The organism is Streptomyces sp. SCUT-3, assembly GCF_014083985.1.
Lineage (GTDB): Bacteria > Actinomycetota > Actinomycetes > Streptomycetales > Streptomycetaceae > Streptomyces_H > Streptomyces_H thermolineatus.
Window position 1 is genome coordinate 5,655,665 of the sequence record NZ_CP046907.1, and the last position, 22,923, is coordinate 5,678,587.

Sequence of the window (22,923 nt, forward strand, 5' to 3'; positions counted from 1 at the left end):
CGGTCGTCACGCCAGGTGGGTGAGCTTCTCCGGGTTGACCACCGCGTCCACCCGGGTGATCCGGCCGTCCGCGACGGTGAAGGCGATCACGCCGCCGATCCGGCCCGGGGCGGAGTACCAGACCAGCCCCGGTTCGCCGTTGACCCGGGCCGGCACCACCACGGCCTCCACCGCAACGCCCGCCGCGGGGCCCGCCGCGGGGCCCGTCGCGGGGCCGGTCGCGGTGCCGGTCCGCCCGGCCACCAGCCGGGCGACCAGGCCGGCCACCAGCCGGGCGACCTTCTCCGCCCCGAGGACCGGCCGCGCGGCGGCGGAGACCACGCCCCCGCCGTCGGCGTGCCAGACCACGTCCGGGGCGAGCACCGCGAGCAGGCCCCGGACGTCGCCCCCGGCGGCGGCAGCGGTGAAGGCCCGGACCGCCCTGCGGTGCTCGGCCGGGTCGACCGCGCCCCGGTGCCCGCCGTCGCGGACCTTGCGGCGGGCGCGCGAGGCCAGTTGGCGGGTGGCCTCGGGGGTGCGGTCCAGGACGGCCGCGACCTCGGGGAAGCCGACCGAGAACAGGTCGTGCAGGACGAAGGCGACGCGCTCGGCGGGGGTGAGCTGCTCCATCACCGCCAGCAGCGCCAGCGACACCGACTCGCCGAGCTCGGCCCGCTCGTCCGGGGAGTCCGCGCGGTCCGCGTCGGCCACCAGCGGCTCGGGCAGCCACTCGCCGTGGTAGGACTCCCGGCGCACACGGGCCGACCCCAGCAGGTCGTACGCCAGACGGGTGACGACGGTGGTCAGGTAGGCGCGGACGTCCTCCACCCGGGTGCGGTCGGCCGCCTGCCAGCGCAGCCACGCCTCCTGCAGCACGTCCTCGGCGTCGGCGACCGAGCCGAGCAGCCGGTAGGCGACCGCGCCCAGACGGCGCCGCTGGGCCTCGAACGCCTCCACGGGGTCCTGGACGGCTGCGGAGGCCATGGGCGCGTCGGTCACCGGAACACGGTAGCGCGGCAGCCCGCCGCACCCGCCCCCGGGAGCGGACGCGCCGTGCCGCGTACGTGTGACGTTCCGGCGGGCGGTTCCGCTGGAACGAGAGGGGGCGCGGGACGGGCGGCCCTCCCGTGGAACGGAAGGTGGGGACCTTGGGCGAGGACGGCAGGCGGAGGCCGCGCGCGGAGGAGATGCGCCGTCAGGCGGCCGGTTTCGTCGCGCGGGTGACCGCCGGGAACCGGCTGCCGCTGGACTACTCCGTGGACAGCCTGCGGCTCGTGGACTCCGTCGTCGACGGCCTGCGCAGGGGCGGGGCCGGGCGCGACGAGGCGGCACCGACGCTGTTCCGGCTGGGCGCCTACGTCGGGGAGGTCCTGGTGCGCCGCGCGGGAGCGGTGTGGGTGGACCTCGACGAGGAGCAGCGCCTGCTCTTCGGCCAGCCGGTGGGCGTGCGGATGCCGGACGGACGGGTGTGGAACCCGCTGGGCAAGGTGGTCAACCGGTTTGAGCGCGGCGAGGAGGAGTCGCTGCGGACCTTCTACCTCACGCTCCACGGACGCGCCCGCAGAACAATGCAGGAGGTCTCCTGAGCAGTGGGGGAGCGCGCCCCCTGCGGCCGCCCCCGGCGTGCGTTCCGGCCCCGCCCTTCCGGCCCCGCCCTTCCGGCACTGCCGCAGTAACCGATCGTTTCAGAATGACGTTCGGAGTCGGCGCAAGCAGATGACGCCGCAGGCGAGTTGCAGCAGGCCGAAATGGAGGTCGGCGCGTATCTCGTAGCGGGTCCGCAGTCCTTTGAACTGGTGGAGCCGGGCAAAGGTGCGCTCGATCATCCGGCGGGCCCTTCCCGGGCCGGACCCGCGGCCGCCCGGGACCGGTCCGGGACACCCGGACCGCCTCCGTCACGGCGGTGAACCGGGTGCAGTCGCTGGTGCTGCCGCCCGTGACGACGAACGCGGGCGGACAGCCCCGGCCGTCGCAGGCCAGGTGGATCTGCTGTTCGGACCGCCCCCGGAGCGGCCGAGGACCGGGTTGCGGAGCTTCCTTGTCCGGGTCCCGGCCGCATGCTGGTGAGCGCGGACGATCGTGGAGTCGACCGCCACCGGCCACTCGATGTCGCCCGCCGCATCCGCTCCTCGGCCGACAGCGGATGCGCCTTCTGCCCGTGCGGCCGACTCTCTATGATGATCGCCGCCTAGGAGCGCGGGAAATCACGCGGATCGTTGACGGCAACAGGCTCGGGGGGAGTCGACAGGACCATGCAGGACAACGAGGTGCCGTCCGGTGGACGGACTCGGCGGCGCACCCTGGCCACGACGGGCATGGCCCTCGTCGCCCTCTGCTCGCTCGCCACCGGATGTGGATCCTGGAATGAGACCATGGGCGTCGTCTGGGACACCCCCGCGGACCGCAAGGCCGAGCCGCGCGGGACGGGGGCCTGGCTGTCCGGCGACACGCTGGTCCGCAGCCGCTTCGACGCGGTGACCGGGTTCGATGCCGCCACCGGCGGGCGGAGCTGGGAGTACGTGCCGCCCGGCCGCTCGGTGGTCTGCCACGCCACGGCCGACACCGTCCGCTCGGTCCTGGTCCTCGTCCACGACGGGGACGGCGCCTCCTCCCCGGCCAAGGACACGTCCTGCACCACCGCCGTCGGCATCGACATGAAGGACGGCCGCGAGCTCTGGCGGGCCCCGCTCAGCGAGCCCGAGCCGCCCCGCTTCCAGGACTCCTCGGTGTCCGCCGGCGGTGGCGTCGCCGTGCTCCTCCAGAAGGACGAGCTGCGCGCCGTGGACGTGCGCACCGGAACGCGCCGCTGGAAGGCGGCCCTGCCGAAGGACTGCGTCCCGGGCCGGACTGCGGCGGGCGAACGACAGGTCGCCGCCCTCCTCGCCTGCGGCGGCGAGGACAACCCCTGGGAGGAGAAGATCGCGGAGGACGCCGAACTGCACACCGCCGCTTTCGATCCGGCCACCGGGGCGCTCAAGTGGTCCGCCCCGCTCGGGGGCCGACACGCCATCGGCTACAACGCCTCCGCGGCCTTCGTGTCGGCCGATCCGGTGGTCGTGGCTGCCTCGGAAACAGGGGACTCCGACCAGGGGGCTTACTACTCCTTCGGCAGGGACGGCCGCCCGAACCCTCCGGTCGACTTCAGCGGCCCGTACGGCGAGATCAAGTTCCACAGCCGGCTCATGGCGGCAGCGGACGACCGTAGGCTCTACGTCATGTCCGAACCCCCGACGAAGAGGTCCCGTGACAGCCGCTACCACTTGACCGCCTTCGACCTGGCCACCGGGGCCCCGGTCTGGGGCGGTACCCCCGACGACGACCGCCTCGACGGCGACAGCGGATACCGCCTCCTCCTCCAGGACGGGAAGCTCACCGTCCTCACCTCGCACCGCCGCAACCCCTACCGCGTCCGTGTCCTCGACACCGCCACCGGTGCGCAGCGCGACATCCGTGACCTCCCGGATGACATTGGCTCCGTGGACAAGGTCTTCGCGTACCGGGGGCGGCTCGTCGTCGCCCGCTATGACGCCTATTCGACCGGGTCCAGGCCCTTCACGGCCTACGAACGTCGCTGACGGACCGCCACGCAGCCGTCACCCACGCGTCACTCCTGATGCAGGCGTGGCATTCGAGGCCACGGCCCGGCTTGATCTTCAACCTCTGGCCTCGAACGACGTGTCGTACTTGATCACTCACACGCCCTCAGGAAGCTTTCCGCCGCGGTGTTCTCCGAACAGGTGTGACATTTCCGCCGGTGCGCGCGCTGGTCTTCGCGGGGGCATGGGCACGGTGAACGGTGCCAGCGCTGCGAAGAGGAAAACGTGGGCAAGGGTGAGGTCCGTCGCGTCGCGGAACCGTACGACACGGAGCTCGGCGCCGCCGTGGCACGGGCCCAGGAGGGGGACGAGGACGCCTTCGCCTTCGTGTACGACCTCGTGCAGCCGCGCCTCCTCGGTTACCTGAGGGGAATGGTCGGGGACGAGGCCGACGACGTAGCCTCCGACGCCTGGCTGGAAATCGCCCGTGACATCGGACGCTTCCGCGGTGACGGCGCGGGGTTCCGCGGGTGGAGCGCGACAATCGCGCGCCACCGGGCGCTCGACCACCTGCGGCGGCAGAAGAGTCGGCCCCGCGCGACGCTCCTCGAACAGGACCTCCTGGAGACGCCCGGCAGGTCGGACACGGCGGGCGAGGCCCTGGAGTCCCTGTCGACCGGGCAGGCGCTGGCCCTGATCGCCACCCTGCCGCAGGACCAGGCGGAGGCGGTGCTGCTGCGCGTCGTCGTCGGGCTGGACGGGCCCGCGGCCGCGCGGGTCCTGGGCAAGCGGCCCGGAGCGGTGCGCACCGCGGCCCACCGCGGTCTCCGGCGGCTGGCGCAGCAGGTGGCCCCGCGGAGCACGGGCGCAGTGACGAATCCGGCCGCCCGCACGCTGGGAAGTGCGAGATGACCGAAAACCGACCCGTGGATGCCATGAACCCCAGCGCCGAGTCGTACTCGCCCGAGCTCGACGCGCTGCTCGCCGCCGCCGCCCGGCCGGCCCCCGAGGACCCCCGTGCCCGGGAGCGTGCGCTCACCGCGTTCCGGGCGGCCCGGGAAGAAGGAGCGTTCCGCTCACCCGCCCGCCCCGAGGACGACTGGAGACCCGGGGAGAAGCGCGGCAGACGCCCGTTCAAGGTGGTCCTCGGCGCGTTCACCGCGAGCGTGGCGCTGGGCGGTGCGGCCCTCGCGGCGGGCGTGGTCCCGGAGCCGTTCGGGCGGGGGGAGGACCCCGCCCCCGCGGTCGGCAGCGCCGCCGGACTGCCCTCCCCCGGCGCCGGAACCGGCCTGCCCCCGCGGGCCTCCTCCGCCGCCCCCTCCGGCGCGCCGGGGGCGGGGGAGAGCAGCCGCGCCCCGGACGGGCGGCCGCTGCAGGCCGAGGACCAGGAGGCCCGCTGCCGGGCGTACGAGTCGGTCGAGGGGCGGGGCAGGGCACTGGACTCCGCCGCCTGGCAGCAGCTCCAGCAGGCCGCGGGCGGGCCGGACGAGGTGGCCGAGTACTGCGGTGAACTGCTGCACGGGAGCGGGAGCGGAAGGGGGTCGGCGGCCGCGACCGCGGGCCCGGCGGTCCCGGAACCGCAGGAGACCGCGCAGCCCGGAGAACCGGTGCGCGACGACGGCCGGGACGGCGGCGGGGGGACCGGGGACAGTGCCGTGGACGGCGGCGGCCGGGAGTCCGCGGGCAGGAGCGGCGGGAGCTGAGCCCGGCACGGCCCGGCGGCCCGTGCCGGCCGGGCCGCGTGCCGGCCGGCCGCACGTCGGCCGCAATCGGGCCGCGCGCCGGCGGGGGCCTCTCAGTCGGGGACCAGGCCCTCCTCGGAGAGCATCTCCCGGACCTGCCGCAGGCTGGTGTCCTCGTCCGGCAGCACCGCGTCGGACGGGGTGATCGTCTCGTCCGGCAGGGGCCTGCCGAAGCCGCGCACCGCGTCCAGCAGGTCGTGCAGCGCGGCGCTGAACGCGGCTTCGTCGCCGGAGTCGGCCGCCGACTGCAGGACGCCGTCCAGCCGGTTGAGTTCTCCCAGGTGGCCTTCGGCGATCTCGTACTGTCCCTCGCCGAGGATCCGCATGATCACGGTGTCCCTCCCCGTTCCGACCGTTCCGACTTCTCCGACCCCTCCGGCCGGTCCTCCGGGGCCCCGCGGACGCCCCCGGCCTCCCCGAGTTCCCCGGCAGCTCCGGCGGCGGCAGGTCCTCCGGTCGCGGAGGCCGGCAGCCGGGCCCTCAGCCGGGCCAGCTCCGCCTCCACGCCGCCCGACGCGGTAGCGGTCGCGGCCTCGAGCTCCGCCTGGATGTCGTCGCGGCCCGCGGGGAGGGTGGCGTCCTCGAGCACGCCCGAGGCGATCAGTTCGTCCAGGGCGCCCGCGCGGGCCTGCAACTGGTCCGTTCTGTCCTGGGCGCGCTGCACGGCCATGCCGACGTCGCCCATCTCCTCGCCGATGCCGGTGACGGCCTCGGTGATCCGGGTTCGGGCCTCCGCCGCGGTGTAAGTGGCCTTGATGGTCTCCTTCTGGCTGCGGAAGGACTCCACCTTCGCCTGCAGGCGCTGAGCGGCCAGTGAGAGCTTCTCCTCGTCCGCCTGCAACGACGCCTGCCGGACCTGCAGTTCCGCGAGCTGGGAGTTCACCGCGGTGCGCCGGGTCAGCGCCTCGCGGGCCAGGTCCTCGCGCCCGACGGAGAGCGCCTGCTGCGCCTGCCCCTCCAGCTTCTCCGCGGACTGCCGGAGCCGGTGCACCTGCAGGTCGACGCGCTTGCGGCTGGTCGCCACGTCCGCCACCCCGCGCCGTACCTTCTGCAGCAGTTCCTGCTGCTGGACGTAGGAGTGGTCCAGGACGTCCCTCGGGTCCTCGGCCCGGTCCAGGGCCTTGTTCGCCTTGATCCGGAACAGGGTGGCGATGCGGTCGGCGATGCTGCTCACAGCGGCCCGCCTCCTCTCGACCGGTGGGCGGTCAGTGCAGGACGTGCAGGGCACGGCACGTCGGCGCGCCCTTCCAGCCTCCGGCGCCGTGCCCCGGGCCGCAACCCCGGCCCGACGCGTGCCGCAGGGGACGGCCCTGTGTCGCCGGAGCGGTCCCGTGACGCCGTGCCCCGCCCTGCGGCGGTCGTGCGGACATCACGATCATGCATCGTTCAATATTTTCATGATCATCGAACTGGGTGTGTCCCTAGGGTTGACGCAGTCACAACAGTCCGTGACCGCCGGGGTGTTCACCTCTCCCGAGGACGGGCCGTCGGCAGCCGACACAGAGAGATGTGCCATGAGACCCACCGCCGTACGCCGTACCGCCCTCGCCGCCTGCGCGGCCTCCCTGGCCCTGCTGGTCACCGCCTGCGGCGGTTCGGAGCCGGCCGGGGACGACAAGGACGAGGCCGCGCCGGGGAAGAGCGCCGCCGCCGAGCCTGCGGCCGAGGCGCCGACCGCCGCCGAACTGGAGGAACTCGCGCTTGCCGAGGGCGACGTGAAGGACCAGGAGGTCAAGAAGGCCGGGGCCGACGACGCAGTGCCCGCCAAGGTCCTCACCGTCGGGGAGAAGGCATGCGAGCCCGTCGCCCGCGTGCTGTTCAACGCGCCCGTCGGCGATCCCGGGGCGACCGTGCGGCGCGTGGCCACCGGCAAGGCCACGGAGAAGCAGAAGGACGTCTCGATCGAGGACCTCGCCGACATGACGGAGGAGGAGGCCGAAAAGGCGCTCGCCTCCACCATGAGCATCACGAAGACGGTGGTCTCCCTCTCGTCCTACGACGGCAAGGGCGCCGAGGACGCCTTCGACGCCCTGAGCGCCGCCGGCACCGACTGCGCCGACGGCTTCGCCGTGACCGTCGCGGGTGCGAAGCAGAAGGTCACCGGGATCGAGAAGGAAAGCATCACCGGCGGCGAGGAGTCCCTGGCCTGGACGGTGACGGTCGAGCAGGAGGGCGAGACGATGCCGTTCAAGGTCGCAGTCGTCCGCCGGGGGGCCGCCCTCGCCTCCTTCTCCGCCTTCAACCTCACCGCCGCCGGGGGAGAGGACTACGAGCTGCCGCAGACCCTCGTCAAGGCCCAGGTGGGCAAGCTCGGCTGATCCCGCCGGGCCCGCCCCGTCCCCGCGCGCCGCCGGGGACGGCGCGGCCGGATCCGTGGTCGGTTTCGCGCCGTTGACGCCCCGTCCCCCGGCGCGGCGGCGTTTCCGGGGACGGCGCGGCCTCCGGCTGGCTAGCGTGATCACCGACGATCGTGGACGGGGAGCGGAGCCGGCGCCGAGGGAAGCCGGAACGCCACCCCCGGCCTGAGGGGGGAAGACCTTGACCTCACGAGGATCCGCACGGCCGACGCGCCGCACCCTGCTGTCCGCCGGTGCCGCGACGGCACTGACCGGCGCGCTGGTGGCCGCCGGAACGGCCGCAGGAACGCCGTCCCACGCCGTCCCTGCGGGCGGCGGGCCCGGCGAACGCGGCGGGAGCCGCGGACACGACGGCCGGACCGCCGCACAGCTGCGCCGGCTGGAGGCCCGCCACCGGGCCCGCATCGGCGCGTTCGCGCACAACCTCGCCACCGGGGCCACCGTGCTCCACCGGGCGCACGACCGCTTCCCCCTGTGCTCGGTGTTCAAGCCGCTCGCCGCGGCGGCCGTGCTCAGGGACCTCGACCGCGACGGCGAGGTCCTCGCCGAGCGCATCCGGTACACGGAAGCGGACGTGGTGGCGGACTCCCCGGTCACGGGCACGGACGAGCACCTCGCCACCGGCATGACCGTCGGCGAACTGTGCGACGCGGCCGTCCGCCACAGCGACAACACCGCGGGCAACCTCCTGCTCCGCCGGCTCGGCGGCCCGTCCGCGGTCACCCGCTTCTGCCGCTCGACCGGGGACACGGTGACGCGGCTCGACCGGTGGGAGCCCGAACTCAACTCCGCCGAGCCGTGGCGCGTGGAGGACACCACCACCCCGTACGCCATCGCCCGCACCTACGCGCGGCTCGTCGTCGGGGACGTACTGGAGCCGCGCGACCGCGAACGGCTGACCCACTGGCTCCTGACCAACACCACCAACGAGGCGCGGTTCCGCGCCGGGCTGCCCGAGGACTGGTCCGTCGCGGACAAGACCGGCGCGGGCGAGTACGGCACCTGCAACGACGTGGGCGTCGCCCGGACGCCGGAGGGCGTGCCGGTCGTGCTGGCCGTCCTCACCCGCAAGGGGGAAGCCGACGCGAAGCCGGACAACCCCCTGGTCGCGGAGACGGCCGCGCTGCTGGCCGCCGCGGTGGCCTGAGCGGCGGCTGCCCGAACAGCTGCCAGAACGGGGCCCGAGCGGCGGCCCGGGACGGCGGCCCGGGACGGCGGGAGGCCGGGCCGGCCGTGGACGGACACGGCCGGCCCGGCCCGGTTCAGCCCCGGGCCCGGCCCACCACCGCGAGGTGGAACAGGGGCAAGGAGTCCTCGGCCCCGTTCTCGTACCTCCGCAGCGCCCTGCCCAGCGGGTTCCAGACCCTGCCGTCCGCCGCGAGCACCCCGAAGTCCTGCCCGAACAGCTGCCTCTGCGCCTCGTCGAAGTTCACCCACACCGCTCCGGCCTCGCGCACCAGCACCTCACCGAGGTACGCCCCGAAGCCGAGCAGCGTCTCCACGACCGCCTCCGCAGGCGGCGCCTCACGGCGTATCGCCCCGATCAGCCGGTCGGCCACCACGAGGCTCCCCACCGAGTAGTCCAGCCTGACGCGGAAGCCCTCCCGCACCACGGTGACGATGTCGGCGGCGAGCCGCGGCCCGCTCACAGCCCCCGCCCGGCCCTTCAGCACATACGCCACGCCCAACCCCTTTCCTCGCAGGACCGCGTCCTCCTCGACGCCCGGCCCACCTCTCCAAGCGCCGGGAGCAGCGGGAACGTCACAGCCGGTCCGCCGGTCCGCCGGTCCGCCGGTCCGCGGGTTCGCCGAGTCGCCGGTTCGCGGGGCACGCCGGGCACGCCGGGCCCGCGTGCCCGGGCCGGAGTCCCCGTCCCCCGCCCCGCCCGGCGGTGCCCGGCAGGGGAGAATGGGGCCTCGTCCCGGAGCGCTGCGAGAAGCGGTGCCCACCCAGTGGCAGGAGATCACGAACGTTGTCCCGTGAGTCCGAAGTCCCTTCCGCCGCCGCGGACCGCCCCGACCTGCGGGCCGACTGCGCCGACTGCTTCGGGCTGTGCTGCGTGGCACTGCCCTTCGCCGCCTCCGCCGACTTCGCGGTCGGCAAGGCCGCCGGGCAGCCGTGCACCAACCTGCAGGCCGACTTCCGCTGCGGCATCCACGCGGACCTGCGCGAACGGGGCTTCCCCGGCTGCACCGTCTACGACTGCTTCGGCGCGGGGCAGAAGGTCTCCCGAATCACCTTCGGCGGGCGGGACTGGCGGCAGCACCCCGGCACCGCACGGCAGATGTTCGAGGTCTTCCCCGTCGTGCGGCAGCTCCACGAACTGCTGTGGTACCTGGCCGAGGCCCTGGAACTGCCGCCCGCCCGCCCCGTCCACCGTGACCTGCGCCGTGCACTGGACGACGTGGACCGCCTCACCCGCGGCAGCGCGGAGGAGCTCGCCGAGGCCGACGTGGCGGCGGTCCGCGGCCGCGTCGGCGAACTGCTGACGCGGGTCAGCGAACTGGTGCGGGCCGAGGTCCCCGGCCGCAGGAAGAGCCACCGGGGGGCCGATCTCGTCGGAGCCCGGCTCAGGGGGGCCGACCTCCGGGGAGCCAACCTCCGCGGGGCCTACCTCATCGCGGCCGACCTCGGCGGCGCCGACCTGCGGTCGGCCGATCTGCTCGGAGCGGACCTCCGGGACGCAGACCTCGGCGGCGCCGACCTCACCGGATGCATCTTCCTCACCCAGTCCCAGGTCAACGCGGCCAGGGGGGACGCCGCCACCGTGCTGCCCGGCGCGCTGGCCCGCCCCGCGCACTGGGGCCCGGCCGGTCCTGCGGGAGCCGCCGGTCCGGCGGACGGTGCCGGCCCGGCGGCCCGCACGGCCCGCGAAACGCGCCCCGGGCCGCAGGGGCGCCCGGGACGGCAGAAGGGTGAGCGGGCGAAGGGTGAGCGGGCGAAGGGCGAGCGGGTGAAGGAGAACCGGCCGAGGGGCGGCCGGAGGAGAGGGAGCGGTAGGTAGGGGCGGGCCCGTGGGGCGGTAGGGCCGTAGGGGCAGGGCCGGTCCTTGCCGCGCGGAGACGGGGAGGAGGGGAGAACCGCTCCGTACCGGGCACCGGAACAGGAGCCCGCCGTGTCCGTTCCGCCTCCCCGGACCGGGCGCCGGGCTCACCGATCCGGCCCACTGCCCGGGCACGGCGACGGCACCGGAGACCGCCGGCCGCGACCCGCGCGGACAGGAGGAACCATGAGCACTGCTCCCGCCGGGCCGCGGCCCCGCCTGCACCACCGCGCCGACGGCCCCGCCGACGCCCCGCCGCTGCTTCTGGGCCCCGCCCTGGGGACCTCGCTGGCCGTGTGGGACCTCCAGGCCCCCGGCCTGGCCCGGAACCACCGCGTCGTGCGCTGGGACCTCCCCGGGCACGGCGGCTCGCCCGCCGGCCTGCTGCCCGCGGAGGGAGCCGGCGTCGCCGACCTGGCCCGCCTCGTCCTGGAGCTGGCCGACGCCCTGGGCATCGACCGCTTCGCCTGTGCGGGCATCTCCCTGGGCGGCGCGGTGGGCGCCTGGCTGGCCGTCCACCACCCCGAGAGGATCGCCTCGCTGGCCCTGGTGTGCTCCTCCGCCCGCTTCTCCACGCCCGAGGTCTGGCACGAACGCGCCGCACTGGTGCGGGAGGAGGGGACTGCGGTACTGGTCGAGAGCGCGGCGAAGCGCTGGTTCACCCCGGCCCTGGTCGGGAGTCCCCCTGCCGAGGCCCTCCTGCACGACCTGCGTGCCGCCGACCCGGAGTCCTACGCCGCCTGCTGCGACGCACTGGCCGCCTTCGACATCCGCTCGCGGCTGTCGGACATCACCGCACCCACCCTGGTGGTCGCCGGCCGCGACGACCAGGCGGCCCCGCCCGCCGACGCCCGGGACATGGCCTCCCACATCCGCGGCGCCGCCCTGACCGAGATCCCCGGAGCGGCCCACCTGGCCTGCGTGGAGAAGCCGGCCCCCGTCCTGGCGGCCCTGCTCGGGCACCTGGCGGACAGCGTGGACGGCGTGGACGGCGCGGAGCCGGGTGCGGCTGCCGCCGGACCCGGGGAACGGCCGGGCACCTGACCCCTCCGTGCCGGGAGGCCGCCGCCCGGCCGCCGCCCGGGGCCCGGCTGCGGCCCGTCGCCGTCGCCGTTGCCGTCGCCGGTGCGGGCGCGCCGACGCGGCCGGCGCCGCACCATGGAACCGGTGGAACGCGTGGGACCGGTGGAACGGTCGGCAGCGGCGCACGCCCCCGCACGATCCCGAGGAGTGCCATGGCTCTGCTCGATCCCGAGGACTGGAACGGCCGTGCCTGGTTCGGCCGCTGGCTGCGGACGTCCGGCGGCGGGACCGACGTCGTCGAGCCGGCCACCGGCGCCGTTCTCGGACGCGTCGGCCTCGCCGACGCGTCCGACGTCGACCGCGCAGTCCGGGGCGCCGCCGAGGCCCGGCCCGCCTGGGCCGCTGCCCCGTTCACCGAGCGGGCCGCGGTCCTGCGCCGCGCCGGCGACCTCTTCCGCGCCCATGCCGACGAGGTCGGGGACTGGCTGGTCCGGGAGGCCGGCAACATTCCCGGCAAGGCCGACTTCGAGCTCCACGTCGCCGCCCAGGAGGCTTACGAGGCGGCGGCGCTCGCCTCCCGCCCCGTCGGTCAGGTCCTGGCCACCGAGGTTCCGCGCCTGTCCTGCACCCGGCGCGTGCCGGTCGGGGTCGTCGGCGTCATCTCCCCGTTCAACGCCGCGCTGATCCTGGCGATCCGGTCCGTGGCCCCGGCGCTCGCCCTCGGCAACGCGGTCGTTCTCAAGCCCGACCCGCGCACCCCGGTCTGCGGCGGGTTCGCGATCGCCCGCGTCCTGCAGGAGGCGGGACTTCCCGAGGGGCTGCTGCACGTCCTGCCCGGGGCGGCCGGGGCCGGGCAGGCCCTGGTGGCGCACCCGCAGGTGCCGGTCGTCTCCTTCACCGGGTCCACCCGGGCGGGCCGCGCCGTCGGCGAGGCGGCGGGGCGCCACCTCAAACGCGCCCACCTGGAGCTGGGGGGCAACTCGGCGCTGCTGGTCCTGGCCGACGCGGACCTGGACGCGGCCGTCGACGCGGCCGCCTGGGGTTCCTTCTTCCACCAGGGCCAGATCTGCATGACCACCGGGCGCCACCTCGTCCACGAGTCCGTCTACGACGAGTACGTGGAACGGCTGGCCGCCAAGGCCGACTCGCTGGCCGTCGGGGACCCCGCCCGGGAGCGGGTCCACCTCGGCCCGGTCATCGACGAGGGCCAGTGCGACCGGATCCACGGCCTGGTCACCGCCAGCGTCGGGGCGGGCGCCCGGCTCGCGGCGGGCGGCACCCGCCGCGGCCTGTTCTACCGGCCCACCGTCCTGGCCGGGGTGGGCGACGACACGCCCGCCTACGCGCAGGAGGTCTTCGGGCCGGTAGCTCCGGTCCGCTCCTTCTCGACCGAGGACGAGGCCGTCGCCCTGGCCGCGGCCTCGGAGTACGGGCTCTCCCTCGGCGTCGTCACCCGCGACGCCGCCCGGGGCCTGGAACTGGCCGCCCGCATCCCCTCCGGGAGCGTGCACGTCAACGACCAGACGGTCAACGACGAGGCCGTGGCCCCCTTCGGCGGTGTCGCGGCCTCCGGCACCGGCTCCCGCTTCGGCGGCGACGCCAACCTGGAGGCGTTCACCGAGACGCGGTGGACGACGCTGCGCTCCTCCACGGCGTCCTACCCGTTCTGACGCAGCCGCGCCCGCCCCGGGAAGTGACGGCCCGGGGAAGGGACGCACCAGGGACGCGGACGGGCTCCGGGGCGCGGGCGCGCCCCGGAGCCGCGGCCGGTCAGTGCACCGTCACCACCGGGCACGGTGCGTGCCGCACGCACTGGTCGGCGACCGAGCCGAGCAGCAGCCCGGCGAAGCCGCCGTGCCCGCGCCTGCCCACCACCAGCATGTCCGCCGTGGCGCCGGCCTCCACCAGGACGCGCCCGGCGCCGCCGTGCACCGCGTGGATCCCGGCCATGGAGGCCGCCTCGGCACCCATCTCCCGTTCGACGTCCGCGCGCAGTTCGGAGAGCACCTGGGCCTCGAAGTCGTGCAGCGGGGGCACGGTCCCGGCCGGGACGGTGCGGGGGGTCTCCGTGGTGGTCAGCTTCCAGGTGCGCACCACGTGCAGCGGACGCCCCCGCAGCCGGGCCTCCTCGACGGCCCACGCCAGGGCGCGGCGCGACGGTTCGGACCCGTCGAACCCCACCACGACACCTTCCGGCTCGATCCGGCTCACGACCTGCTCGTCCGTCATCCGACTGCCTCGCTTCCACGCGTTGCCGATTCTTTCAGGGATGCTCTCACCCGCGGCCGGGACCCGCCCGCCCGCCCCACCCCGAACGCCCGTCCCGCACGCGGGCGGACGGGTGTGCGCGTCACGCGGCGGCCTCCCCGCGGATGCGCCCCAGCTGCCCGGCCACGTCGGCGAGGGTGTCGCAGCCGGGCGGGACCGCGATGTCGGGGAGCACCGAGACCGGTCCGCGACGGCGGTGCGCGACCTGCTCCGCCACCGCGGCCAGTGCGTCGCCCAGCTCCTGCGCGTACCGGGGGTCCGGGCGCGGGGTGCCGTTCTCCAGCCGCACCGCGCAGGCCGTCACCGCGTCCACGATGCGCTCGGTGGAGGCCACCACGGCCAGCCATCCGCCCGCGCGCGCCCGCGCGGGCGGCAGTTCCGCCGCCGCGAGCTCCGCGGCTGCCCGCGCCTCGCCGAGCGCGCGGTAGGCGGCGCGCCGCAGCGCCCTGCGCTCCCGGTAGCCCGCTCCGGCGGTCCCGGCGGTCCCGGCGGTCCCGGCGGTCCCGGCGGTCCCGGCGGTCCCGGCGGTCCCGGCGGTGCGGTCCTGCGCGGGGGCGTCCAGGACGTTCCGCAGGTAGGCCTCGGTCCTGCGCAGGGCGACGGACAGCCGGGCGCCGACCCGCGCGTCGGTGTCCACCAGTCGCGGGAGGTGCCCCACCAGGAGCACGATCAGGCAGGCCAGCGCGGTGTCCACCAGCCGCAGGCCGGCCACCGCGGTGTCGCCCGCGACGTGGACGAAGGACAGCACGAGCACCGTGACCACGGCCGTCAGCGCCGCGAAGTGGCGGACCGCCACCGGCACCAGCGCACCCGCCGCCACCGCGAGCACCACCGGCCACCACGGGCCGGCCGGCACAGCGATGAGCACGGTGAACGCCAGCACCCCCAGCGCCGTGCCGGCGAAGCGCGTGACCACCCGGGAGAACAGCGGCCCCATGTCCGGCTTGACCAGGAACGCCGCGGTCGCCGGCAGCCAGTACCAGTGGTCGGCCCGCAGCGCCAGTGCCAGTGCCGCGCCGGCCGCGACGCACACGGCCACCCGCAGCCCGTACTCCCGGCCCGCCGGTCCGAGGACCCGGCGCCGGGCGCCGGCCGCCGCGCCCTCCGGAAGCCGGTGCACGTCCTCGCCGGTGCCGTGCGCGCCGGTGTCGTGCGCGTCCGGCCGGCCGAAGACGGTCGCGGCCTCCAGCAGCGCGGTGTCGAAGGCCCGCCGGGCAGGCGTGCCGGGCCGGGGCGCCGGAAGCGCCCCGGCGGGAAGCCCGGTGCGCACCGCGGAGGCCAGCCGCCTGGGCCCCTCGGCCACCCGGGGCGGCAGCGGCTGCGCCTCCCACAGCAGGGCCACGCTCGCCTCGCACAGCGCGGTCGCCGCGGCGAACCGTCCCACCAGTCTGCGCTCGGCCGCGCCCGCCCGGCGCCGGAACACCCCGCGCAGCCGCAGCGCCTCGTCGGCCCGGTCCAGCGCGGTCGTCAACCGCCTCCGCGCGGCCTCGGCCTGCGGCCCGCCCACCGCCTCCAGCGCGTCCGCGAGGGCGTTGAAGACGGCCGCCACCGCCGCCCGCTCCCCGCTGAGCGCGCCCCCTCGCGGCCTCAGCGGCCGCAGGAGGAGCCGCAGTGCCAGCAGCCAGCCGGCGCCGAACAGGAAGAGGACGGCCTTCTGCCACGGTGCGCCCGGCATCGGCATGCCCGCGCCGACCACCGTCGTCACCAGCATCTGCATGCCGGCCGTGGAGGAGACCGGCCCGACGACGCTGACCGCCCCGGAGACGAGGCCCACCACGCACAGCGCGGGCAGCGACCACCAACCGGGAGCAACCACCGCCAGGACCGACCCCGCCAGCATCCCCGCCGCCCCGGCCAGCGCGGGCAGGCCGATGTGGACCACGCCCGACCGGCGGGTGCCCGGACGGTCGTTGACCCCGGCCAGCATCGCCCCCAGCGCCGCCAGCACACCGGCCGCCGGGCGGCCCAGCGCGATCCCCGCGGCCAGCAGGGGCCCGGCACTGAGCGCACCGCGCAGCACGGCGGCCCGGGGCACGGGCTGCCGCTGCCAGCGGAACGGGTGGGAGAGCCAGACCGGTACGGAACGGCGCCGGGTCATGCGGAGCACGAGCCTCCTCGGGAGGGGTGGGGGAGGGGACGGAACGGGCGGGACGGCCCCACGGTAGAAGGCGAAGCCTTCAGGACTGATTCCCCCGTGTTTCCGGAGGATGTCGATGCGGTGGACTGCGCCGTCCGGCCCACCGGGCCTCCCGCACGGGTGACGGCCGCGTGCCGTCGCCGCAAAACCGCGTACGTTAGCACGAACACCGGGTATACGCACTACGTACGGGCGCCGGGACACCGGCGCCCGGCCCGGCCGCGCCCCCGGTCCGGGACCGCAACAGCCCAGGCACCAGCTGTCCCGAGGAGAGGAGCCCCACCATGACAGCCCCGCTCGACGAGAAACAACCGGAACGCGAACCCGCACCCCGCCGTCCCGGCCCGCACGAGCCCGGTCCGGCCGTGCCCGGCCAGCGCGTCGAGGTGCGCCGCCGACTGCTGGCCCTGCGGCGCTGGTGACCCGCCCGGCCCCCGGCCCGGCGGCCGCTCCCCGGCCGGGCGCCGTCGCCCCGCCGTCCGCGCCGCCCCGGGCGGCGGGCCCCGCCTGTGTGCGGGCCGCTGCTCAGGGGCCCTTCCGCAGCCGGACGGCCTTGAGCACCATGTGCAGCAGCAGGCGGTCCTCGCCCCGCGCCAGGTCCAGGCCCGTCAGCTGTTCCACCCGTGACAGCCGGTAGTAGAGGGTCTGGCGGTGGATGCTGAGGGCGGCGGCGGCGTGCTGGGCGTGTCCGGCCAGGTCGAGGTAGACCTCGGCGGTGCGCGCCAGGGCCGCGTGGGCGGGGGCCAGCAGGGGCGCCACCGCGGGGTCGTGCGCGGCGTCCGCGGGGAGGGCCGACAGCAGGCGGAACGGGCCGATGTCCTCCCAGCGGGCCACCGGTCCCAGAGCCGGGTCCGCCGCGCAGGCCCCGGCCGCGGCCCGTGCCTGCCGCAGTGCCTCCCGCGCGGATCCGGGGTCGGTGTGCGCGGCGCTCACCCCGGCCGGGGGGCCCGTCCCGGCGCCGGTGCGCGCGTCGGGCGCCGCCTCCCGGGCGGGCGCTCCGGCCCGCCCCGGGATTCCGGCCGTCCCCCGCGAGCGGTCCCGGAACAGCTCCGCCACCTTCCGGGCGGCCGCCGCGGCGGGGGCGGTGTCCGCCGACCGCAGGGGCACCAGCAGTTCCACCGAGCCCGGTGCCGTGCGCACCGCGACCCGCCCCGGCAGCGACCGCACCCCCACGGGGGCGTTCCCCGCCCCCGTCCCCGCGTCCGGGCCGTCCGTCCGCACCACCGCCACCGCGTAGGGCACGTCGCCGAACACCCCCAGCGCCGCGCCCAGCGCCTCGGCGGCCTCCGCGCGCTCCTGCTCGCCGCCGCAGGTCAACCGCCCCAGCTCACGGCCCAGTTCCGACCCGGCGTGCGCCTCCTCTGCCATCAGCGCCCCGGCGCGCGCGGCGATCTCCATGCCCCGGCGCAGCAGTTCCTCGTCCCACCGGGAGCTCCCCGAGGGCCCCTGGTCCAGCAGCCACAGGTAGCCGTAGGTCACCCCGCCGTGCCGGGCAGGCAGGCACAGCCTGCCCAGGACCCCGGTCCGCGGATCGGGCGGGGTGCGCACCGGGCCGGCGGCCCGCCCGATGCCGAACTGCTCGAACCACGCCCGCACTTCGGCGGTGGAGCGCCGGCTGAGGATCGACCGGGCCCGCACCGGGTCGGGCTCCCCCTCGTGCGCGCCGAAGGCCAGCAGGGTGAAGTCCCTGTCCTCCAGCGTCGCCGGGGCGCCCAGCAGCGCGGCGGCCTCCTCCACGAGGTCCTGGTAGTCGCCGCGCACCCGTGCCCGCTCCGTCCGTCCGTGTTCCGTCCCGCACCGCTGTTCATACAGCTGTACAAGTGTGCCGTGTCCAAGGCGTGACGGCTGTCCATGGTCGCGGCCCCTCCGTCCTCCCTACCGTCTAGCTGTCACCACGACACCTCTCGCAGTACCCCTTCGAACCACTCTCCGGGCCGCCCGCCGGCCCGGACCGCCCTCCGGGAGGACCCGTTGCTCGGCCCCCTGCTGCTCACCGCTTCCCGCAGCGACAGGCTGCGCCGCATCGTCGCGGCCTCCCCCCTCACCCGTTCGACGGTGGACCGGTTCGTGGCGGGTGAGGGACTGGGGGACTGCCTCACCGCGGTCCGCTCCCTCACCGCCGCGGGCCTGGACGTCACCCTGGACCACCTCGGGGAGGACGTCACCGACCGGGCCGCGGCCACCGCCACCCGCGACGCCTACCTGCGCCTGCTGGACGAGCTCGCCCCGCTGGGCCTCGGCGGGCGCGCCGAGGTCTCGGTGAAGCTGTCCGCCTTCGGCCAGGCCCTGGGCGAGGGCGGACACGACATCGCACTGGAAGGCGCCCGCCGGGTCGCCGAGGCCGCCACCGAGATCGGCACCACGGTCAACCTCGACATGGAGGACCACACCACCGTCGACTCGACGCTGGCGATCCTCGACGAGCTGCGCCGCGACCACCCCGGCACCTCCCCGGTCATCCAGTCCTACCTCTTCCGCTCCGAGGACGACTGCCGCCGCCTGGCCGCACCCGGTTCCCGCGTCCGCCTGGTCAAGGGCGCCTACAAGGAGCCGGCCCACGTCGCCTTCCAGGACAAGGCGGAGGTGGACAGGGCATACGTGCGCTGCCTGCGGATCCTCATGGAGGGCGGCGGCCACCCCATGATCGGCAGCCACGACCCGCGCCTGATCGAGATCACCCGGGACCTGGCCCGCCGCACCGGACGCGAGGCCGGCTCCTACGAGTTCCAGATGCTCTACGGGATCCGCACCGCCGAGCAGCACCGCCTGGTCGGCGAGGGCGAGCGCGTGCGCGTCTACGTGCCCTACGGCACCGACTGGTACGGCTACTACATGCGCCGCCTGGCCGAGCGGCCCGCCAACCTCCTGTTCTTCCTGCGCTCGTTCGTTCCCGGCGCCTGAACCCCACCGACCCGCGACACAAGGAGAACCCCATGGATGCTGTGACCCAGGTACCCGTTCCGGTCAACGAGCCGGTGCGCACCTATGCCCCGGGCAGTGCGGAGCGTGCCCGGTTGGAGGCGGCGCTGAAGGAGGTGGCGGGCGGTCCGCGGGAGTTGCCGATGACGATCGGCGGGGTGCGGCGGATGGGCGGCGGTGAGCGGGTGGACGTGGTGCAGCCGCACCGTCACGCGGCGCGGCTGGGCACGTTCGCGGCGGCGACGGTGGGGGATGCGCGGGACGCGGTGGAGGCGGCGCTGGCGGCGGCGCCGGGGTGGCGGGCGTTGTCCTTCGACGACCGGGCGGCGGTGCTGCTGCGGGCGGCGGACCTGCTGGCGGGGCCGTGGCGGGAGCGGATGGCGGCGGCGACGATGCTGGGGCAGTCCAAGACGGTCCAGCAGGCGGAGATCGACACGCCGTGCGAGCTGGTGGACTTCTGGCGGTTCAACGTGCATTTCGCGCGGCAGGTGCTGGCCGAGCAGCCGGTGTCCTCGCCGGGGGTGTGGAACCGCAGTGACCACCGGCCGCTGGAGGGGTTCGTGTATGCGATCACGCCGTTCAACTTCACCGCGATCGCGGGGAACCTGCCGACGGCGCCGGCGTTGATGGGCAACACGGTGGTGTGGAAGCCGTCGCCGACGCAGACGCTGGCGGCGGTGCTGCTGATGGAGCTGCTGGAGGAGGCGGGGCTGCCGCCGGGGGTGATCAATCTGGTCACCGGGGACGGGGTGGCGGTCTCGCAGGTGGCGCTGGCGCATCCGGAGCTGGCGGGGATCCATTTCACCGGGTCCACGGCCACTTTCCAGCACCTGTGGCGCACGGTGGGGGAGAACATCGCGAACTACCGCACGTATCCGCGGCTGGTGGGGGAGACCGGGGGGAAGGACTTCGTGGTCGCGCACCCCTCGGCGGATCCGGCGGTGCTGCGGACGGCGCTGGTGCGCGGGGCGTTCGAGTACCAGGGGCAGAAGTGCTCGGCGGCCTCGCGGGCGTACGTGCCCCGTTCGATCTGGGAGGGCGGGTTCCGCGAGGAGCTGGCCGCCGAGGTCGACGGCCTGTCCATGGGTGACGTGAGCGACCTGTCCAACTTCATGGGCGCGGTCATCGACGCCCGCGCCTTCGCCAAGAACAAGGCCGCCCTCGACCGGGCGGCGAACGACCCGACGGTCGAGGTCGTGGCCGGCGGCACCTGCGACGACTCGGTCGGCTACTTCGTCCGCCCCACCGTCCTGGTCTCCACCGACCCGGACAACGAGATCTTCAAGGACGAGTACTTCGGCCCGATCCTCGGCGTCTTCGTCTACGAGGACGACCAGTGGGAGCAGATGCTCGCCCAGATGGAGTCCGTCTCCCCCTACGCGCTCACCGGCGCGGTGATCGCCCGGGACCGGGCGGCGATCGCGCACGCCGCGGAGGTGCTGCGGTTCGCGGCCGGCAACTTCTACGTCAACGACAAGCCCACCGGCGCCGTCGTCGGCCAGCAGCCCTTCGGCGGCGGCCGCGCCTCCGGCACCAACGACAAGGCCGGCGCCAAGCAGAACCTGATGCGCTGGACCTCCACCCGCTCGGTCAAGGAGACCCTCGTGCCCCCGACCGACTACCGCTACCCGCACATGGGCTGACCGGCACGGTCCGCCTTCCCCCGCGCGCCCCGCACCGGCCCCCCCGGTGCGGGGCGCGTCCCGCGTCCGCGCGCTCCCCCCGTCCGCGGGAAACCCACGATGCGTCACGGGGTTCCTGGGTAGGGGCCCGTCGTGACAGAGACAGAAGAGAAGAACTTCCCGCGCAGCATGGGGGTCGAGGAGGAACTCCTCCTGGTCGACCCCGACACCGGTCTGGCCCGCTCGGTCGCCGAGGCGGTCGTCGGCCCCTCCGGGGGTTCGGGGCCGGAGGAGTTGAGCCAGGAGTTCCAGCGCGAGCAGGTGGAGACGGGCACCCGCCCGTGCGTGCGCGCGGACGACCTGGCCGTGCAGATCCGCAACCGCCGGCAGCGTGCCGCGGACCGGGCCCGGGAGGCCGGGGCGGAGGTGGCCGCGCTGGGCACGTCCCCGCTGGCGGTGGAGCCCTCGCTGACCCCCGAGAGCCGGTACCGCCGGATGGCGGCCGAGTTCGGGCTGACCGCCCAGGAGCAGCTGACCTGCGGATGCCACGTCCACGTGCAGGTCGACTCCGACGAGGAGGGCGCGGCGGTCCTGGACCGCATCCGGCCCTGGCTGCCGGTGCTGACCGCGATGAGCGCCAACTCCCCGTTCTGGCAGGGCAACGACAGCGGCTACCGCAGCTACCGCAGCCTGGTGTGGGGGCGCTGGCCCACCGCCGGCCCCTACGACCCGTTCGGCTCGGCCGACGGCTACCGGCAGACCGTCCACTCCCTGCTGGCCACCGGCACCATCCTCGACGAGGGGATGGTCTACTTCGACGCGAGGCTCTCCCGCCACTGGCCGACGGTGGAGATCCGGGTGGCGGACGTGTGCCTGGACGCCGACGACGCGGTCCTGCTGGCGCTGCTGGTCCGGGGCCTGGTCGAGACGGCGGCGAGGGAGTGGCGCGCCGGGCGGCCCCCGGCCCCCGTCCCCACGTCCCTGCTCCGGCTGGCCGGTTGGCGGGCGGCCCGCTCCGGCCTGGAGGGTCAGCTGCTGGACCCGGGCACCTGCCGGCCGGTCCCCGCCGAGGACGCCGTGCGGACCCTGCTCGGCCATCTGGCCCCGGCGCTGGACGACGCCGGAGACCTGCGGACCGCGACCGATCTGACGGAGCGGCTGCTGGCCCGCGGCAACGGCGCCCGGATCCAGCGATCGGTGGTCGAGGGCGGCGGAGGACTGGCCGACGTGGTCGCCGAAGCCATCAAGCACACATTGGTGTGAATTTCTTTGCATGAAGGTGTGACCGGGGGGTAGGCGCGTCCCCACGACGGTCACACGCAACGCCGAACCGGACGTTCCAGAGGAACGCCGAACCAGGGAGGGGTCACCCGATGGACGTGCTGCTCCAGGCATCCACCAAGAACTCTGCAGCTGCCTGCGACGCAGTTACCGAGGTCGCGCACGACGCAGTCACCGAGGTCGTGCCCGGCCTCGAAGGCCTTCCCGAGATCAAGTCCCCGGAGCTGGTGGGCCCGGAGGACGCGAGGGCCCTGTCCAAGGTCCTCTTCCGGCGCCTCACGGAGCTGGAGGAAGGCACCCACGCCTACGCCTACGTGCGCAACACCCTCATCGAACTGAACCTTGCCCTGGTGAAGTTCGCAGCCTCGCGGTTCCGCAACCGGTCGGAGCCGATGGAGGACATCGTCCAGGTCGGCACCATCGGGCTGATCAAGGCGATCGACCGCTTCGAGCTCACCCGCGGCGTGGAGTTCCCCACGTTCGCGATGCCCACGATCATCGGTGAGATCAAGCGGTTCTTCCGGGACACCAGCTGGTCGGTGCGGGTGCCGCGGCGCCTGCAGGAGCTGCGCCTGGACCTGGCCAAGGTGACCGACGAGCTGTCCCAGAAGCTCGACCGCTCGCCCACCGTCGCCGAACTCGCCGAGCGCCTCCAGCTCAGCGAGGAGGAGATCATCGAGGGCCTGACGGCCAGCAACGCCTACACCGCCAGCTCCCTGGACGCGCAGGCCGGCGACGACGAGGGCGAGAGCGCCCTGGCCGACCGGATCGGCTTCGAGGACCAGCACCTGGAGGGCGTGGAGTACTGGGAGACGCTCAAGCCGATGATCGCCCAGCTGGACGAGCGGGACCGGCGGATCCTGGCCATGCGCTTCGGGGCGGACATGACCCAGGCCCAGATCGGCGAGGAGCTGGGCATCTCCCAGATGCACGTCTCCCGCCTGCTCAACCGCACCCTCAAGCGCCTGAGGGCCGGGGTCTTCGCCGAGGGCTGACCGTGCCGGGGCCGCCCGGCC

Annotated in this window: 21 protein-coding genes and 2 pseudogenes; 14 read left to right on the top strand and 9 right to left on the bottom strand. The window is 75.2% G+C overall.

All coding sequences use genetic code 11. The annotated features are described in order from the left end of the window. Nucleotides 1–6: 6 nt before the first annotated feature. Nucleotides 7–963 carry an RNA polymerase sigma factor SigJ gene (gene sigJ / locus GQS52_RS24980; RefSeq protein WP_182316716.1) on the bottom strand — a complete coding sequence of 319 codons (957 nt, stop codon included), beginning with the start codon at nucleotides 961–963 and terminating at the stop codon, nucleotides 7–9. Between the two features lie 203 nt (nucleotides 964–1,166). Between sigJ and GQS52_RS24985 the strand changes: the two genes are divergently transcribed. Continuing rightward, nucleotides 1,167–1,565, top strand: coding sequence for a hypothetical protein (locus tag GQS52_RS24985; protein WP_182316717.1), 399 nt, complete (start codon nucleotides 1,167–1,169; stop codon nucleotides 1,563–1,565). Nucleotides 1,566–1,664: 99 nt separating this feature from the next. On the opposite strand, the gene GQS52_RS24990 is transcribed toward GQS52_RS24985, so the two are convergent. Then, nucleotides 1,665–1,805 carry a hypothetical protein gene (locus GQS52_RS24990; protein WP_182315733.1) on the bottom strand — a complete coding sequence of 47 codons (141 nt, stop codon included), beginning with the start codon at nucleotides 1,803–1,805 and terminating at the stop codon, nucleotides 1,665–1,667. A 16-nt stretch (nucleotides 1,806–1,821) separates the two neighbouring features. After that, nucleotides 1,822–2,102, bottom strand: a pseudogene (locus GQS52_RS28055) (transposase); the annotation flags it as partial. A 129-nt stretch (nucleotides 2,103–2,231) separates the two neighbouring features. Here GQS52_RS28055 and GQS52_RS24995 point away from each other — a divergent pair. The 3 genes from GQS52_RS24995 (at nucleotide 2,232) to GQS52_RS25005 (ending at nucleotide 5,218) form a co-directional block, all read left to right on the top strand. Further along, nucleotides 2,232–3,554, top strand: a complete 1,323-nt coding sequence (locus GQS52_RS24995) for a PQQ-binding-like beta-propeller repeat protein (RefSeq protein ID WP_182315735.1) — start codon at nucleotides 2,232–2,234, stop codon at nucleotides 3,552–3,554. Between the two features lie 246 nt (nucleotides 3,555–3,800). After that, a complete protein-coding gene (locus tag GQS52_RS25000; protein ID WP_182315737.1) occupies nucleotides 3,801–4,427 on the top strand; it encodes an RNA polymerase sigma factor in 627 nt (208 codons plus the stop codon). Next, nucleotides 4,424–5,218, top strand: a complete 795-nt coding sequence (locus tag GQS52_RS25005) for a hypothetical protein (RefSeq protein WP_182315740.1) — start codon at nucleotides 4,424–4,426, stop codon at nucleotides 5,216–5,218. Before GQS52_RS25000 ends, GQS52_RS25005 begins: the two co-directional genes overlap by 4 nt. 92 nt (nucleotides 5,219–5,310) lie before the next feature. Here the strand turns inward: GQS52_RS25005 and GQS52_RS25010 are convergent, their stop codons facing one another. Together GQS52_RS25010 and GQS52_RS25015 are read right to left on the bottom strand one after the other, a co-directional pair. After that, nucleotides 5,311–5,589, bottom strand: coding sequence for a hypothetical protein (locus GQS52_RS25010; protein WP_182315742.1), 279 nt, complete (start codon nucleotides 5,587–5,589; stop codon nucleotides 5,311–5,313). Continuing rightward, nucleotides 5,586–6,431, bottom strand: a complete 846-nt coding sequence (locus tag GQS52_RS25015; RefSeq protein WP_182315744.1) for a PspA/IM30 family protein — start codon at nucleotides 6,429–6,431, stop codon at nucleotides 5,586–5,588. The genes GQS52_RS25010 and GQS52_RS25015 overlap by 4 nt, the downstream gene beginning before the upstream one ends. A gap of 340 nt (nucleotides 6,432–6,771) precedes the next feature. Between GQS52_RS25015 and GQS52_RS25020 the strand changes: the two genes are divergently transcribed. Both GQS52_RS25020 and bla read left to right on the top strand, forming a co-directional pair. Further along, the gene (locus tag GQS52_RS25020) at nucleotides 6,772–7,575 is read left to right on the top strand and encodes a hypothetical protein (protein WP_182315745.1); all 804 of its coding nucleotides are present in this window, start codon (nucleotides 6,772–6,774) and stop codon (nucleotides 7,573–7,575) included. A gap of 220 nt (nucleotides 7,576–7,795) precedes the next feature. After that, the gene (bla, locus tag GQS52_RS25025) at nucleotides 7,796–8,761 is read left to right on the top strand and encodes a class A beta-lactamase (protein WP_182315747.1); all 966 of its coding nucleotides are present in this window, start codon (nucleotides 7,796–7,798) and stop codon (nucleotides 8,759–8,761) included. A gap of 115 nt (nucleotides 8,762–8,876) precedes the next feature. Here bla and GQS52_RS25030 read toward each other — a convergent pair whose 3' ends face one another. Further along, on the bottom strand, nucleotides 8,877–9,296 hold the full coding sequence (locus GQS52_RS25030; protein ID WP_259370964.1) for a hypothetical protein: 420 nt from the start codon (nucleotides 9,294–9,296) through the stop codon (nucleotides 8,877–8,879). A gap of 290 nt (nucleotides 9,297–9,586) precedes the next feature. Between GQS52_RS25030 and GQS52_RS25035 the strand changes: the two are divergent. From GQS52_RS25035 to GQS52_RS25045, 3 genes and pseudogenes are all read left to right on the top strand, one after another. Next, a pseudogene (locus tag GQS52_RS25035) lies at nucleotides 9,587–10,417 on the top strand (pentapeptide repeat-containing protein); the annotation flags it as partial. Between the two features lie 426 nt (nucleotides 10,418–10,843). After that, nucleotides 10,844–11,701 (top strand): 3-oxoadipate enol-lactonase, encoded by an 858-nt coding sequence (gene pcaD, locus GQS52_RS25040; RefSeq protein WP_182315751.1) that lies wholly within the window; start codon nucleotides 10,844–10,846, stop codon nucleotides 11,699–11,701. A gap of 191 nt (nucleotides 11,702–11,892) precedes the next feature. Continuing rightward, entirely contained in the window at nucleotides 11,893–13,350 is a 1,458-nt protein-coding gene (locus GQS52_RS25045) for an aldehyde dehydrogenase family protein (protein ID WP_182315753.1), read from the top strand. A gap of 100 nt (nucleotides 13,351–13,450) precedes the next feature. Here the strand turns inward: GQS52_RS25045 and GQS52_RS25050 are convergent, their stop codons facing one another. After that, nucleotides 13,451–13,909, bottom strand: coding sequence for a universal stress protein (locus tag GQS52_RS25050; RefSeq protein ID WP_182315755.1), 459 nt, complete (start codon nucleotides 13,907–13,909; stop codon nucleotides 13,451–13,453). A 121-nt stretch (nucleotides 13,910–14,030) separates the two neighbouring features. Further along, nucleotides 14,031–16,046 (bottom strand): FUSC family protein, encoded by a 2,016-nt coding sequence (locus tag GQS52_RS25055; protein WP_182315757.1) that lies wholly within the window; start codon nucleotides 16,044–16,046, stop codon nucleotides 14,031–14,033. Between the two features lie 323 nt (nucleotides 16,047–16,369). Between GQS52_RS25055 and GQS52_RS25060 the strand changes: the two genes are divergently transcribed. Then, nucleotides 16,370–16,507 carry a hypothetical protein gene (locus GQS52_RS25060; RefSeq protein WP_182315759.1) on the top strand — a complete coding sequence of 46 codons (138 nt, stop codon included), beginning with the start codon at nucleotides 16,370–16,372 and terminating at the stop codon, nucleotides 16,505–16,507. A gap of 103 nt (nucleotides 16,508–16,610) precedes the next feature. Here the strand turns inward: GQS52_RS25060 and GQS52_RS25065 are convergent, their stop codons facing one another. Then, on the bottom strand, nucleotides 16,611–17,846 hold the full coding sequence (locus GQS52_RS25065; protein WP_182315761.1) for a helix-turn-helix domain-containing protein: 1,236 nt from the start codon (nucleotides 17,844–17,846) through the stop codon (nucleotides 16,611–16,613). A gap of 210 nt (nucleotides 17,847–18,056) precedes the next feature. Between GQS52_RS25065 and GQS52_RS25070 the strand changes: the two genes are divergently transcribed. From GQS52_RS25070 to GQS52_RS25085, 4 genes are all read left to right on the top strand, one after another. Then, nucleotides 18,057–18,986 carry a proline dehydrogenase family protein gene (locus tag GQS52_RS25070; RefSeq protein WP_182315763.1) on the top strand — a complete coding sequence of 310 codons (930 nt, stop codon included), beginning with the start codon at nucleotides 18,057–18,059 and terminating at the stop codon, nucleotides 18,984–18,986. Between the two features lie 32 nt (nucleotides 18,987–19,018). Beyond that, nucleotides 19,019–20,647 (top strand): L-glutamate gamma-semialdehyde dehydrogenase, encoded by a 1,629-nt coding sequence (gene pruA / locus GQS52_RS25075; protein WP_182315765.1) that lies wholly within the window; start codon nucleotides 19,019–19,021, stop codon nucleotides 20,645–20,647. Nucleotides 20,648–20,815: 168 nt separating this feature from the next. Beyond that, complete coding sequence (locus tag GQS52_RS25080) at nucleotides 20,816–21,889, top strand: glutamate--cysteine ligase (RefSeq protein WP_182316719.1); 1,074 nt, start codon at nucleotides 20,816–20,818, stop codon at nucleotides 21,887–21,889. Nucleotides 21,890–21,999: 110 nt separating this feature from the next. Continuing rightward, entirely contained in the window at nucleotides 22,000–22,902 is a 903-nt protein-coding gene (locus tag GQS52_RS25085) for an RNA polymerase sigma factor SigF (protein ID WP_182315767.1), read from the top strand. The last annotated feature ends 21 nt before the right edge of the window (nucleotides 22,903–22,923 follow it).

Coding starts and splice junctions, on each gene's coding strand:
- GQS52_RS24990 (WP_182315733.1), bottom strand. CDS start 1,805: ATGATCGAGCGCACCTTTGCCCGGCTCCACCAGTTCAAAGGACTGCGG.
- GQS52_RS25060 (WP_182315759.1), top strand. CDS start 16,370: ATGACAGCCCCGCTCGACGAGAAACAACCGGAACGCGAACCCGCACCC.
- GQS52_RS24985 (WP_182316717.1), top strand. CDS start 1,167: ATGCGCCGTCAGGCGGCCGGTTTCGTCGCGCGGGTGACCGCCGGGAAC.
- sigJ (WP_182316716.1), bottom strand. CDS start 963: ATGGCCTCCGCAGCCGTCCAGGACCCCGTGGAGGCGTTCGAGGCCCAG.
- GQS52_RS25005 (WP_182315740.1), top strand. CDS start 4,424: ATGACCGAAAACCGACCCGTGGATGCCATGAACCCCAGCGCCGAGTCG.
- GQS52_RS25020 (WP_182315745.1), top strand. CDS start 6,772: ATGAGACCCACCGCCGTACGCCGTACCGCCCTCGCCGCCTGCGCGGCC.
- GQS52_RS25055 (WP_182315757.1), bottom strand. CDS start 16,046: ATGACCCGGCGCCGTTCCGTACCGGTCTGGCTCTCCCACCCGTTCCGC.
- GQS52_RS25080 (WP_182316719.1), top strand. CDS start 20,816: ATGGGGGTCGAGGAGGAACTCCTCCTGGTCGACCCCGACACCGGTCTG.
- GQS52_RS25045 (WP_182315753.1), top strand. CDS start 11,893: ATGGCTCTGCTCGATCCCGAGGACTGGAACGGCCGTGCCTGGTTCGGC.
- GQS52_RS24995 (WP_182315735.1), top strand. CDS start 2,232: ATGCAGGACAACGAGGTGCCGTCCGGTGGACGGACTCGGCGGCGCACC.
- GQS52_RS25050 (WP_182315755.1), bottom strand. CDS start 13,909: ATGACGGACGAGCAGGTCGTGAGCCGGATCGAGCCGGAAGGTGTCGTG.
- pcaD (WP_182315751.1), top strand. CDS start 10,844: ATGAGCACTGCTCCCGCCGGGCCGCGGCCCCGCCTGCACCACCGCGCC.
- pruA (WP_182315765.1), top strand. CDS start 19,019: ATGGATGCTGTGACCCAGGTACCCGTTCCGGTCAACGAGCCGGTGCGC.
- GQS52_RS25085 (WP_182315767.1), top strand. CDS start 22,000: ATGGACGTGCTGCTCCAGGCATCCACCAAGAACTCTGCAGCTGCCTGC.